Here is a 14,039-nt window from a genome sequence, read left to right on the forward strand (position 1 = left end):
TTTAGGCAAAACCTATTTCCCGGAAAAGAAGAACTGCCTTTTCCGGTTATAAAACGGTAGGGTTTTGGCCGCTAAAACTACTCAAAGCTAAACTCAAATTCCGACTTTTCCTGCCTGGCTTTTCTCATGGCTTCGTTTGCCCGCAATTCCACTCTCCGGATCTTTCCGCTGATCGTTTTCGGCAGTTCTTCCACAAATTCGATAAGCCGCGGCACTTTGTAAGGAGCTAAATTCTGCCGGCTGAAAGCGTAAATTTCCTGCGCCAGTTCTTTGCTCGGTTTGTTTCCCGGAGCCAGAATGATGAACGCCTTTACCTGAAAACCTTTGATGGCGTGCGGACTGCCGACCACTGCACTTTCCACCACGGCTTCGTGCTCAATTAAAACGCTCTCCACTTCAAACGGGCCCACGCGGTAATCCGAAGCTTTGATCACGTCGTCGTCGCGGCCGATGAACCAGATGTAGCCGTCGCCGTCTTTGTAAGCTTTGTCGCCGGTATAGTAGAGGTTGTGCTTGAAAACGTCTTTCTTCTTTTCCGGGTCGCCGAAATATTCCTTGAAAATACCGTTGGGCCGGCCGGTATCAGTACGCACACAAATGTGGCCTTCTTCGTGCAGCGGCAGTTCGCGGCCTTCGTCGTCGGCAATAATAATGTCGTAGAGGAACGTGGGTTTACCCATGCTCCCGAATTTCAGTTCGTCGCCCACCAGGTTGGCCACCATGCAGGTGCTTTCTGTCTGGCCGTAGCCGTCGCGGATCATGATGCCGGTGCCTTCGTGCCAGGTTTCAATAATTTCGGGGTTCAGCGGTTCGCCGGCGGCCACGCATTCCCGGAAACTGAAATTAAAAGCCTTCAGGTCTTCCTGAATAAGCATCCGCAAAGCGGTTGGTGGCGCGCAGAAGGTGGTAATTTTATGCTTTTCGAGTTGCTCTAATTGTGCCTGGGCGTTAAACCGTCCGGCCGGATGATAGGCAAAAACCGTTGCGCCTACGTTCCAGGGGGCAAACACGCAGCTCCACGAAAACTTGGCCCAGCCCGGCTGCGAAATGTTGTAATGTACATCGCCCTGTTTCAGCCCGATCCAGGAAGCGGTGGAAAGGTGCCCAAACGGATAACTCAAGTGCGTGTGCGTAACTACTTTGGGCATTCCGGTAGTACCGGATGTGAAAAACAAAAACAGCGGGTCGTCCGCTTTAGTTTGTACGGCTTCGGCAGTTTTTGACTGGTTTTCGATAGCGTTTAATGGTTGCCAGCCGGCTTTTTCACCGTCTACAATTATTTTAAGCTTCACTTTCTGATCGAGCAGTTTTTCAGCTTCGTCAATTTTATCCGCATTTTCCAGGTCGGAAATTACTACGTTGGGTAACAGTTTTTCGAAACGGTATTTAATGTCCTGTACGCCCATGATCGTAGCCACCGGCACCATAACTAAACCGCCTTTCATAGCCGCGAAATACGCAAACCAGTTGGCCGGTAAAAGTGCTAACTGCAGAAACATACAATCACCTTGATGCAAGCCATGCGCCCGGAAAAGATTCAGCAGCTGGTTTCCTTTTTCGGCTATTTCGGCAAACGTGTAGCGTTCCTCTTTTTCGCCGTCGGTCCAAAGCAACGCTTCTTGCTGTGGGTGCTGTTTTAAGTTAATGGCTTCGAAAACTTCGGTAACCCAGTTGAAATATTCGGGTTTTTCTAAAGGCAAATCGCGCAGTTTATTGAATTCGTGGTTGGAGATCAAACTTCTTACTTGCTGAAAATAGGGCGTTAAACTCATATCGATAGCGGGTTTAAGATCAGAAGAAATGACTTTTTAGCCCGAAAAGCATAGCGTTTTCAGGGGCTGGAAAGTCTGAATAAGGTACGAAAGGATTTGTTAAAAGGCGAGGGGAATGCGTGAAAATAACCATCCTCGGCCCCTCCTTGAAAAGGAGGGGAGTTTTTGAACATGATTTTCTTAATTTAAAAGTTTAACAGGATTTATGAATCTCAAATTGAAAACAAAAACGCTATCTTTTTAAGCAGAAAAAGTAAAAGGAAGTAGAAGGCAAAGCTCCCCTCCTTACAAAGGAGGGGTTGGGGGTGGTTGTATTCACGTCAACCTAATCAAATTTCCTCCCCTTATTTAGCTTTTTAGGTCTGGTGAAACCCATTAAGCAACTACCAACCTTTCTTGCTTTTCTTTTAATCTATCCTGTTTATCTTTTTGATACAAATACTTACGCGCCGCCTGCGCCATGGTGGCAATGCTGGCGCCAAGCATAATTATATCTTTAATAACCAATCTTCCGGCGCCACTTAAATACGGAAAACCGTGATGCACGTCGCCCAGGGGTTGTACCCAGGTTTCAGGGGTGGTAATGAGAAACGAAAGCGTAACCAGGCTCATGCCGAAGCACAGAAAACTGCCGAAGGCGGAAACGCCGGGCCAGAGCGGATAGGCGGCAATGAGCAACCCGATCAGCACGATCACCGCGCCGAGGCCGTAGGAAAATTCGTAGGTGTGGTTTTGTTCGTGCCAGGCTACGTTTTCGGGTTTCAGTTCGCCTTCTTTGTTCATGTGTTTTTTGTATTCGGGCGCGTCGTATTTTAAAAAGAAACTCATGAATGGACTGTTGGCTACGAACGGGATAATGCCGTGCGCTTCGTAAGGAAATGCTTTTAAACCACCGATCCAGACGAGCACGACGATGAGGCCGAGACGGGATAAATGCAGGCCGGTTTCCTGCAGGTTGGCCGCGAACTGAAATAACTTTTGCATGATTCAGAAATTTGTTTCCGCAAATTTCCGGGTTTATCGGGTTCCGAACCATGCACCCAAGCCCTTAAGGGATGGACAAAAAGCCGCGCCGCATGTCCCACTCGGCTTGGCGGAAATGGGCAGGAGAGAGGCCGATGTGTTTTTTGAAGAAGCGACTGAAGTAATATTCGTCTTTAAACCCCAGGCTCGCCGCCACGGCTTTTACCTGCGTATCGGTGTGCAGCAGTTCCCATTTCGCCTTCAGAATGATCTTTTCCGCAATGAGCAACGACAGGGTTTTATGGAAATGCTTCCGACTCAGGTTACCTAGAGTTTTTAAAGGAGTATGCAGCGCTTCGGCGTAGAAAGAAGGCTGGTGGTGCTGGGTGAAATGTTCGTTTATTAGCGTTTCGAGCTGTGTTAAAACGGCCGGGATCGGAATGGTTGGGTTGCAGGTTGGCGTTTGGGCGGTTTTGAGGCGGGTGAGTTTGACCAGGAAAATTTTAAGATAAGAGAAAACCAGTTCGCCGGTTGCCAGTTCTCCAGTTGCAATTTCTTCCTGCATGTTTTTCAGCAGTTGCGCTAATTCAGATGCCGTTTCCGAATTAACTGCTATGGGTTGGGCATTGTAAACCTGGTTGAAAAGTACGCCGTTGCAGCCTACTTCGTGCTGATAGGTTTCGATGCAAAAGAAGTTTGGATGAAAAAGCAGAAGCTGGGCGTTGGTTACGGTTTCCGGGTGTAGGGCAAAAGCCTGATAAATGTTGAAACAGTAAACCTGACTGGCTTCGTAAGTAGTTTTTGAAAAATCGGTTTCCAGCACGCCGCTCCCTTCTTTGATCCACAGCACGCTGAAATAATTGGTGTGGTTCTGCCAGACTTTTTCCCGCGCTTCCACTTCCGAAATAAGCAACGGCGCTACTTCCTGGTTGGCTTTGTAAACGTGTAAGGGCAGTTTTCCGGTGAGCATGATTGCGGGTTTTAAGCTGTTGGTAAAACGCCAACAAAGGCAAAAACATTAATAGTAATTCAGATTTATTGGTCATCCTGAGCTTGTCGATGGCACTAACGCGTACCAAACTCGAACGAAAGGCATTTTTTGCTTCGCTCAAATGCCATAGAAGTAACAGTTTGTTTCCTCGGCGTTGCTCGGAATGACCTAGTTTTTTACTTCACCCCGGTCGAAACCGAAACACTGCCGTAAAAAAAGAGAAACAACCTGGAAACGACAGCAAGCTGGTCTGTGTGTCATAGACAAGGGAAACGTTAGCTGTTAGTTTGACTTTTTTAACGAAAAACCATAGCGTTTCGCGCGCAAAACGGTAGGCTTAGAAGCTTAAAAACTGCCCGGCCTGCGCTTCCAAAAGTTCTAAGTAAAACGGGGTGGTTACGCGGCCTTCGTTGAAATGCTGATGGATCTGCGGAATGCGCACTTTATTGGCCAGCACGTGCATGCCGAGGTAATTGAAAATATCGGTCAGGTGGCTCATGGCCAGCAAACCGCCCTGCGTGCCGTTGCTGATGGCCACCATCGCGGCTTTTTTATTGCGGAAGGTATTCGGGTAAGCCAGGCCATCGATGAAGGCTTTTAGTACGCCGGGGAAAGAACCGTTGTATTCGGGAAGCACAAAAATGAATTTATCAGAATGCGAAATGAGCGACGAAACCGCATTGAAAGCTTCGTTTTTGCCGGTATGTTCGTAAAGCGCGGTGCTGATAAAATCAATAGGCAATTCCTGCAGGTCGAGCAATTGCGTGGGCTGCTGGAACTTTTGTAGCAGCATTTCGGCGTATTGCTCCGCCAGCTTTCGGGAAATTGCGTCCGGCCGGTTCGTGCCTACAATTATTGTGATCATAGCGGGTAGGGGCAGAAAATTTTAAGAGGCTGCCTGCGTTCAAAATTAATGCTTTCCTTCGAATTAATTGTCTGCAACTTTTTTCCATGCAACATCACGAATATAAACGGTATGCTTTCGGGCCCGAAAACTAAATGCTGTTAAATCAGTGCAACCATTGCTTGCCGAATATGAATTCTGTTAACTTTGTTTGCATAAACTCAAAAAATACATTCAGAATTCTCCCGGCTAATGAAGTTTACATGGTTCTTCGGTGTTTGTTTAATGATCATTTTCCGGGCTGAAGCGCAGCAGGATTCAACCGCAATCCGCGATGTTTTTAAAAGCAAGCGGCATTTGGAAATTAGCCTGAATCATGGTTTTATGCGACCTTCCATCCATCCGGTTTCCGGGCCGCATGAGGCTTATCCTTTAACCGGGCGGGTTTTCGATCTGGGTTTAGGATACACGTTCAATGCTTCGGAGAATTTGGGGTTTACGGCAACCGGAAAGCTTGGCGCATATCCCATGCTTGTGGGTATACCGCCAACAGATTATTCTTACGGACAGGATACCAAACAGTATTTTCACTGGGTGAGCTATACGGGTTTTGCAGAACTATCCGGAACGGCCACTTACCGCCATTTTCTGAGTTCGCGACTTGCCTGGGCTTCCGGCGGAGGAGTGGGGGTAAAGTTTTTAGTTTCCACTTCATCGGGCGCAGGGATGAGCTCTTCTTTGTCTGACAGCCATTCCTATTATAGATTAGAAAACAGCGGCAAAGCAAAACCATTTCTGTTGTTGCAAACCGGGTTCCAGTACAAACTTAAAAATTCCGATCTGCTGGGCCTGCGCCTGTCATACCATCACTCGTTAAGGCCTGTTCAGGAAGGTTCTTATTATATTGCTTCCAATTCTCCGGCGTTTTCCCAGGGTACCATTCGTGTGCAAGGGCATCAGCTTACGGTTGGCCTGGGTTATACTTTTACGGGTTACGAAAAGCTGCAGCGCCGCATGCAGGCTGAAACCCCGCAAAATAAAAGGGCCTTTAAAAGAACGTTGAAGCGGGAATATTATGAGCAACGCATGCCTAAAAGCTCGGCTTTGCGGGTTTACGGCGCTATTTTCGCCGATCAGAATACTTCCACAGACAAAGCAGGAGTAATTGGTAGTGCCAGGCCGGGAAGTTTAGGCGCCGGGCTGGAGTTTCACAGGGCATTTCATCCGCATTTTTTCTGGGAAGCCGGCTTTAACATGCACGAATACTGGGAAGGCAATTCCTACCGATATCCGGGGCTGATTTTTTCAGGTTCATCGTCTAATGCATTTGAAGCCAGGCAAGTGAGCGGCGGGGCAGGGTATATCTTACGCAATAAAAACCTGGTGCCGTTATTTTATTTTTCAGGAGGAGCTGCTTTGGCCTATTCGCCCGATTATAAAGGATTGTCCGGCCATTCCTACGGCAGATTTGAAACAAAAACTCCGCCCGGTTATCTTGAAATGTATACTGAAAATTATATGTTACGGAAAGTTTTCCCATTGCTTTATACCGGCGTACGGAAAGATTTCCGCATCAGAGGTAAGCTCTTCTTTTCGCCCGCTTTTAAATATTACCAGGGCCTGACCAAAGTGTATGATCAGCGTGTGCAATATACCACCAGCCAGTTCTTTCCTGAATACAGGCAATCGTCGGTTTTCATGCGGGGAAGTTATTTCGAATATTCGCTGGGACTGAAACTGGACTTATAAAGGAAGACCACCGCACAGGAGTTTTCACTTTTTCAGGCCGAAACTATAGCGTTTTGGGAATGATTGAATTATTGAATGAGAGAATGCCCGAATGATGGAATGGGAGGGTAGTGAAGATTTTTCTGATTCAGTTGAATAAAAAAACGCTATGGTTTTGAGCTCCAAAACCATAGCGTTTTTTTATTTCAGAGATTCAGTCTCTTATAACCAGTTGCTCCACGGAATACGGCTTAGAATAAGAATAAGACCCAGCGTGAAGAAAATCAATATTTTTTTGTAGCGGGCGTTGCTATCAGTCAGGCGTTTGGCTTTGGAGTACCCGATGGTAATGAGTACAGCGGCAATGATCATGGTAAGCGGGTGTTCCAGCATCAGCAGACGAGCTGCGCCATCTTTCATGTTTCCGCCGGAAAAATTGCTCAGCCCGTATGGCGAAACAAAGTAAAGCACCAAACCAATTACTACCTGAATATGCGTGGCGATCAGACCGATCAAAGCAATTTTGCGGTTTCCTTCGGTAAAAGGCTTGTTGCCCATAAACCCGATGAGGTTGTAAACAATGGCAAAGATCAGGGCGGCCAGCAGTAAATAAGCTAAACCCGAGTGTGCGTGCATTAATCCGGTGTACATAGTTTTTAGTTTGTTTTTTTTAGTGGCAGCCGTTTTCTGGCTCATTCATTTACAGGCTAAATTAAGCATTTATTGTATAGCCCGCAGCATATCATCATTGCAAAATTCAGTTTGCTGAATGTTCTTCGGGAATGGGCTGCTATCGCTTTGAGATTTCAGGCCACAATCTCTGGCGTTTTGGCACAAAAAAACCTGTGAGATCCTATTGGCCTCACAGGTTTAAAAAAGCCCTCCCCTGAATCAGGGGAGGTTTGGGAAGGGTTAAACGTTTTGCGACGTTAGTTTAGCGCCTAAATATTCACGGTTCAGGATCGCAATGTTTTCCAGGGAAATGCCTACCGGGCATTCGGCGGCGCAGGCACCAATGTTGGAGCAAGCCCCGAAACCTTCGATATCCATCTGTGCAACCATGTTTTCGGCACGGGTTTTCGCTTCTACTTTACCTTGCGGCAGCATGGCAAACTGGCTTACTTTCGCGCTTACAAACAACATAGCCGAAGCGTTTTTACAAGCTGCCACGCAGGCGCCGCAACCAATACAAGTTGCCGCATCAAACGCTTTATCAGCAATCGATTTTGGAATCGGAATAGCATTCGCATCGGGCACACCACCGGTATTTACCGAAACGTAACCACCAGCCTGCTGAATCCGGTCGAAAGCCGAACGGTCTACGCTCAGATCTTTGTGGATCGGGAATGCGTTCGCTCTCCACGGCTCAATCACAATGGTATCGCCATCGTTGAATTTGCGCATGTGCAGCTGGCAAGTGGTAGTGCCTTGCTCCGGACCGTGTGCCCGGCCGTTGATATAAAGCGAACACATACCGCAGATCCCTTCGCGGCAATCGTGGTCGAAAGCGATCGGATCTACGCCTTTGTGGGCCAGGTTTTCGTTCACTACGTCCAGCATTTCCAGGAAAGACATTTCCGGGGAAATATTTTCGGCTTTGTAAGTTTCCAGGGCGCCGGCTGCCTTGTTATTTTTTTGCCGCCAAACCTTTAAAGTAAGGTTCATGGGCTTGAGGTTCGGATTATTACCTGCCATATCTTTATTTTAATTAGAAATTAGAAATTAAAAATTAGAAATTATCTGAATGGTAGGTTTTGACTTTTCTGGCCTGGAACCCTACCGTTTTTAATTCCTGATTCTTAACTTCTAATTCATACTAAATTTCTAATTTTTAATTTCTGATTTTTAATTAGCGCTTATTTGTAGCTACGCTGGGTCAGTTTCACGTTCTCGAATTTCAGGTCTTCCTTGTGCAGGTTAGACGGGGCATTCGGACCGGTGTATTCCCAGGCGGCTACGTAGGCGTAATTCGCATCGTCGCGGAGCGCTTCGTTTTCCGGGGTCTGGTATTCTTCCCGGAAGTGACCGCCGCAGCTTTCGTTACGGTTCAGGGCATCGTCAACCATTAATTCGCCTAACTCCAGGAAGTCAGCCACGCGGCCGGCTTTCTCTAAAGTCTGGTTGAATTCTTCGTTCACGCCCATCACTTTCACGTTTTTCCAGAAATCTTCGCGCAGCTCCCGGATCTTGCCTTTGGCATATTTCAGACCTTCGGCGTTACGGGCCATGCCGCAGTAATCCCACATCAGCAAACCGAGTTCCTTGTGGTATTCGTCTACCGTTTTGGTACCGTTAATAGAAAGCAGACGGTTGATCATGCCCCGCACGTTATTTTCTGCTTCTTCAAAAGCCGGATGCGACGTTTCTACGCGGGCAGCCGGCATTTGCGCCAGGTAATCGCCAATGGTATAAGGAATTACGAAATAACCGTCAGCTAAACCTTGCATCAATGCCGAAGCACCTAAGCGGTTCGCGCCGTGGTCAGAGAAGTTACATTCGCCGGTGGCGTAAAGGCCTGGAATTGTAGTTTGCAGGTTATAATCTACCCAAAGGCCACCCATGGTGTAGTGTACGGCCGGGTAAATACGCATTGGCGTTTCGTATGGATTTTCGCCGGTAATTTTGGCGTACATATCGAAGAGGTTACCGTATTTGGCCGCTACTTTCGCTTGCGTGTCGCGTTTAATAGCATCAGCAAAATCAAGGAATACCGCTAAACCAGTTGTTCCTACCCCACGACCTTCGTCGCAGGCTAATTTGGCGTTACGTGAAGCCACGTCGCGGGGTACTAAGTTACCGAAAGCCGGATATTTTCTTTCCAGGAAGTAATCACGGTCTTCTTCTTTAATATCAGAAACCCGGATCTCGTTGCGACGCAGGCGCTCGGCCATTTCCTTCGTTTTAGGAACCCAAACACGGCCATCGTTCCGAAGCGATTCCGACATCAAAGTCAGTTTAGACTGATAGTCGCCGGAAACCGGAATACAGGTAGGGTGGATCTGGGTGAAGCAAGGGTTTGCGAAGAAAGCACCTTTTTTGTGCGCTCTCCAGGCCGCCGTAGCGTTACAGCCCATCGCGTTGGTGCTCAGGAAGAATACGTTGCCGTAACCACCCGTTGCCAGAATTACCGCGTGCGCCGAATGTTTCTCAATGGCGCCGGTTACCATGTTTCTGGTAATAATACCACGAGCTTTGCCGTCTACCATTACCAGGTCCAGCATTTCGGTGCGCGGGTACATTTTAACTTTACCGTAAGCGATCTGGCGGTTAAGCGCGGAATAAGCACCTAAAAGCAGCTGCTGTCCGGTTTGGCCCCGGGCGTAGAACGTACGGGAAACCTGAGCGCCACCAAAAGAACGGTTGGCTAAAAGTCCGCCGTATTCGCGGGCAAAAGGAACGCCTTGCGCCACGCATTGGTCAATAATATCTACCGAAACCTGGGCTAAGCGGTAAACGTTGGCTTCACGGGCGCGGTAGTCACCGCCTTTAATGGTATCGTAGAATAAACGGAAAACAGAGTCACCGTCGTTCTGGTAGTTTTTGGCGGCGTTAATACCACCCTGGGCCGCAATTGAGTGCGCCCGGCGCGGGCTGTCCTGGTAGCAGAAAGCCTGCACATTGTAGCCAAGCTCGGCCAGAGAAGCAGCAGCAGAAGCACCGGCCAGACCGGTTCCTACTACAATTACATCGTATTTCCGTTTGTTAGCCGGGTTCACCAGCTTTACATTAAATTTATGCTTTTCCCATTTTTCGGCTAAAGCGCCTTCAGGAATTTTGGAATCTAATATCATATCAAAAAGGCGAATGAATTACTTGAAAAGGAAGAAATAAAGCGGCATGGAAGCAAAACCAAGGCAAACCAATACGGAAAATACATAGCCGAGCGTTTTAATAGCCGGGGTGTATTTCTTGTGGTTCAAGCCCAGGGTCTGGAACGCGCTCTGGAAACCGTGTACCAGGTGATAAGCCAGCGCGATCATGGAAATAACATACAGTGCTACATACCACCAGATCTTAAACGATTCGGCCACGCGGATGTAGAGGTTATCGATCATCATGCCGTCTACCATTACCTTGTCCAGGCCGCCGGTTTTGGTTGGCAGAAAGAAATTGTATAAGTGAATGATTAGGAAAACCAAAATCACGGTTCCGAGTAAACCCATATTACGGGAAGACCAATTGCTGTTATCCTGCGGGCGGTTCATGGCGTAACCTACGCTGCGGGCAGCTTTGTTGCGGCGGGTAAGCGCCACGGCATCCCAGATATGGAACACGAAACCGGCTAAAAGCACAAATTCTAATACTCTGATAACCGGGTTATGACCCATGAAATGAGAGTAAACATTGAAGGCAGCGCCGCCGTCGTCTTTGAATAACTGGAAGTTACCGATCAGGTGAATTACCAGAAAGGAGCAAAGAAAAAGGCCGGTAATCGACATGACGATCTTGCGGCCAATGGTACTGGAAAACGTTTTAGCAAACCAACTCATTTGTAGATTTTAAATTTTTGGAACAGGTAGCGTAAAGATTGAATAATTGCCAAAGGTAAGGGCAGTTGTGGTATAAAGCAATTTCAGATACATATTTTGAATAAATCTAAATAGCAAAGCAACACTGCCTTTTGGAGGCTGGTATAACTACCAGCCGGAAAGTGATCGGCAGGAGAAGGCAGTTTTTTTACAGGAAGCTTTAATTTCTCCTAATACATTTGTTATTTGCTATATATTATTGACTTTTATGAAAAAAAATAATACCGTTTGGTATAGCGTTCTAACCTGCTTACTGGCTTTTATTTTATTTCCGGGCTGGCAACCCGAAGCATTGGCTACCCACATCCGCGCCGGTGAAATAACGGCTAAAAGCGACACGGCCGCCAATCCTAATCCGCTGCGGTATCATTTTAAGTTGGTTACTTACGTGGTTACATCCTCCAATATTCCCGATCTGGAGGCAACCTTTTTCTTTGGCGATGGTACGAAGTTCGATGCTCAGAAAGCTTCTGAAATTCAGTTACCTAATAATATTACACGCCGGGTTTTCTACGCTTCACATACTTATCCGGCGCCCGGCGTTTACAGTGTTGGTTACAGCGAGCAGAACCGCAATTCCAGCATTATTAACATGAACAGCCCGGGCACTACCAGTTTTCACGTCCGCACCATTATCAGTATCAATCCGCAGATCGGCATAAACCGTTCCCCGCAGTTCAGCGTGCCGCCCATAGATGTGGCGGCGCAAAACCAGATCTTTATCCATTTCCCGGGAGCATACGACCTTGATCAGGATAGCTTGTCTTATAAAATGCGGATCCCACAGCAGAACGTAGGCATACCCAGTGCGCCAGTTTCGGCCAACGTTTCGGGTTACCGGTCGCCGGAATCTTTTGGCGGCACCACCGTGGCCGATCCTTTAAAAGGTACGTCTGCCGGTTTGCCCACTACTTTTACCCTGAATGAAGTTACCGGCGAAATAAGGTGGAATACACCTAATGTAACCGGCGAGTACAACATTGCCTTTGTGGTGGAAGAATGGAAGGTTATTCCGGGACGCTCGCCGGTAAAACTGGGCGAAGTGTGGCGCGATATGCAGATAAAAGTGGAGGCGACTCTGAATAAAAGGCCTTTGCTAACCATTCCGAAAGATACCTGCGTAGTAGCAAAAACCTTATTGCAGGCCGTGGTAACCGGTTCCGATGGCAATACGCCGCAGGACCCTATAACCTTTAACGCCTATGGCGGCATTTTTCCGCCGGCCACGTTTACGCAAAACAGCCCGAATACGGCCCTTTTCCGCTGGACACCGCAATGTACCGACATCAGCAATCAGCCCTACCAGGTTGTTTTTAAAGTAACCGATACCCCGCCCTCCAATACCAACGAGCCGCGCCTGATCGATATGCAAGCCTGGAATGTTACGGTGGTAGGGCCAAAACCAACGGGATTAACGGCTACACCGTTGCCGGGTAAACAAATGCGCCTCAACTGGAACCCGTATTTGCAGAATGGCTGCGGCAACGCGCAAAAAATAAGGATCTACCGCCGCGAAAACCGCGCTAATTTCGTTCCTTCGGCCTGCGAAACCGGCGTGCCGGCCTCCACGGGTTATGTGTTTATAAACGAAGTGGATGCCAGCGTTACTACCTATACCGACACCAATCAGGGGCAGGGTTTAAATGCGGGCGCTACATATTGCTACCTGATCTATGCCACTTTCCCGGGGCCTAAAAACGGCGAAAGCCTAGCCTCTGACGAGGTTTGCGCCGAAATTCCGCTGGTTTCTTCGGTACTGACCAATGTTTCTGTAACGCAAACCAGCAAAACCGCCGGGCAGATCCTGGTGCGCTGGACCCGGCCGGTGGGCGGCATCAACAACTATCCGGGGCCGCATGAATACCGTTTATACCGGGCTACCGGCTTGAAAGGCTCAGGTGGTTTTCAGCAGGTGCACAGCACAACCAATCCGAACGATACCCTTTTCACTGACCAGAACCTGAATACCCAGGATAGTGTGTACCGCTACAAAGTAGAATTTTATTTTACCAGTAATGGTACATTGCAATTGCTCGATTCCAGCCCCATTGCTTCGAGCGTGCGCTTAGATGCCATTTCCAGCGGGCAAACCATGCAGCTTACCTGGCGCTATAATGTGCCCTGGAACAATGAAGGCAAGCTGCATATTATTTACCGCGAAATAAACGGCTCTTTTGTGGCCATAGACAGCGTACAGGCCGGCCGGGAAATGGGTGTTTACATCGATAACGGCACGTTCAATAATGAACCGCTGAAATTCGGGCAGCAATATTGCTATTTTATAGAAACGGTAGGCACTTATATGAGAAGCAAACTGCCGCCGGTGGTACGCAATAATTCCGAAGTTTTCTGCCAGATCGTGCGCGATACCACGGCTCCATGCGCGCCGGTGCTTAGTTTAACGCTGCTGAACTGCGATTCGCTGGAACGTACCCCGTTCAAGGCGCCTTTCCGGAATAAACTGAAATGGCAACCTGCTACCGGAAACGGCTGCGGCAACGATGTAAAAGAATTTAACGTGTATTACCGCCCGACCGATGATGCTGCTTTTGCGCTAGTGGGCACTACCCCGGCAACTTCTTTCATGCACGAAAACCTGCCCACGCCGGCGGGCTGCTACGTGGTTACCGCGGTAGATTCTTCGGGCAATGAAAGCCGTTTTAGTAATATCGCGTGCCAGGATGTTTGCTATTTCCTGGAGCTGCCTAACATTATTACACCAAACGGCGACTTGCTGAACGATACTTTCAGGCCCCGGAATTCGGCCTTTATAAGAAGCGTGAAATTTACGGTGTATAACCGCTGGGGCGTAAAAGTATATGACCAAACCACCGGGCCGAATATTGACTGGGGCGGCACTTCAGATAACGGGACCCGGCTTTCGGATGGGGTGTATTATTATCTGGCCGATATAGAATTTGCCGGCCGTAACCCGCAGGATTCGCGCCGCACGTTTAAAGGCTGGGTGGAGATCTTAAGCAACAAATCGAGAGAATAATTAAGCCTGGTTGATTTCTGCCTAAAACGCTAGGGTTTTTTGCCCGAAAACTAAAAAGTCCGGTTTTGCGAAAGCAGGCCGGACTTTTTTATGCTTAAAGCCTAGCGTTTTTGGGAATAGATTGGTTAGGAATTGCCTGAAAAAAATTACGAACTTGCGGAAAACCGGCTTTTGTAAAAATGAGCCTTTGTAAAAATTTAAGCAATTTAATGGA

10 protein-coding genes are annotated in these 14,039 nt (G+C 48.0%); 2 read left to right on the plus strand and 8 right to left on the minus strand.

Going from position 1 to position 14,039, the window contains the following annotated elements:
- Positions 1-77: 77 nt before the first annotated feature.
- From I5M27_RS04455 to I5M27_RS04470, 4 genes are all read right to left on the minus strand, one after another.
- Complete coding sequence (locus tag I5M27_RS04455) at positions 78-1,772, minus strand: acyl-CoA synthetase (protein ID WP_200504935.1); 1,695 nt, start codon at positions 1,770-1,772, stop codon at positions 78-80.
- A 375-nt stretch (positions 1,773-2,147) separates the two neighbouring features.
- The gene (locus I5M27_RS04460; protein ID WP_200504936.1) at positions 2,148-2,756 is read right to left on the minus strand and encodes a DUF417 family protein; all 609 of its coding nucleotides are present in this window, start codon (positions 2,754-2,756) and stop codon (positions 2,148-2,150) included.
- A gap of 64 nt (positions 2,757-2,820) precedes the next feature.
- Positions 2,821-3,705: an AraC family transcriptional regulator gene (locus tag I5M27_RS04465; RefSeq protein ID WP_200504937.1), complete on the minus strand. Its 885-nt coding sequence runs from the start codon at positions 3,703-3,705 to the stop codon at positions 2,821-2,823.
- A 358-nt stretch (positions 3,706-4,063) separates the two neighbouring features.
- Positions 4,064-4,591 (minus strand): NADPH-dependent FMN reductase, encoded by a 528-nt coding sequence (locus I5M27_RS04470; RefSeq protein WP_200504938.1) that lies wholly within the window; start codon positions 4,589-4,591, stop codon positions 4,064-4,066.
- A 231-nt stretch (positions 4,592-4,822) separates the two neighbouring features.
- Here I5M27_RS04470 and I5M27_RS04475 point away from each other — a divergent pair, with 231 nt between their 5' ends.
- Positions 4,823-6,319, plus strand: a complete 1,497-nt coding sequence (locus tag I5M27_RS04475) for a hypothetical protein (RefSeq protein ID WP_200504939.1) — start codon at positions 4,823-4,825, stop codon at positions 6,317-6,319.
- A gap of 201 nt (positions 6,320-6,520) precedes the next feature.
- Here I5M27_RS04475 and I5M27_RS04480 read toward each other — a convergent pair whose 3' ends face one another.
- From I5M27_RS04480 to I5M27_RS04495, 4 genes are all read right to left on the minus strand, one after another.
- Complete coding sequence (locus I5M27_RS04480; RefSeq protein WP_200504940.1) at positions 6,521-6,949, minus strand: hypothetical protein; 429 nt, start codon at positions 6,947-6,949, stop codon at positions 6,521-6,523.
- A 261-nt stretch (positions 6,950-7,210) separates the two neighbouring features.
- Entirely contained in the window at positions 7,211-7,963 is a 753-nt protein-coding gene (locus I5M27_RS04485; protein ID WP_200505418.1) for a succinate dehydrogenase/fumarate reductase iron-sulfur subunit, read from the minus strand.
- 191 nt (positions 7,964-8,154) lie between these two features.
- A complete protein-coding gene (locus I5M27_RS04490) occupies positions 8,155-10,089 on the minus strand; it encodes a fumarate reductase/succinate dehydrogenase flavoprotein subunit (protein ID WP_200504941.1) in 1,935 nt (644 codons plus the stop codon).
- Between the two features lie 18 nt (positions 10,090-10,107).
- Positions 10,108-10,788 (minus strand): succinate dehydrogenase cytochrome b subunit, encoded by a 681-nt coding sequence (locus I5M27_RS04495; RefSeq protein WP_200504942.1) that lies wholly within the window; start codon positions 10,786-10,788, stop codon positions 10,108-10,110.
- A 247-nt stretch (positions 10,789-11,035) separates the two neighbouring features.
- Between I5M27_RS04495 and I5M27_RS04500 the strand changes: the two genes are divergently transcribed.
- On the plus strand, positions 11,036-13,825 hold the full coding sequence (locus tag I5M27_RS04500; protein ID WP_200504943.1) for a T9SS type B sorting domain-containing protein: 2,790 nt from the start codon (positions 11,036-11,038) through the stop codon (positions 13,823-13,825).
- Positions 13,826-14,039 lie beyond the last annotated feature (214 nt).

It is taken from the genome of Adhaeribacter terrigena (assembly GCF_016623615.1).
GTDB classification, from domain to species: Bacteria; Bacteroidota; Bacteroidia; order Cytophagales; family Hymenobacteraceae; genus Adhaeribacter_A; species Adhaeribacter_A terrigena.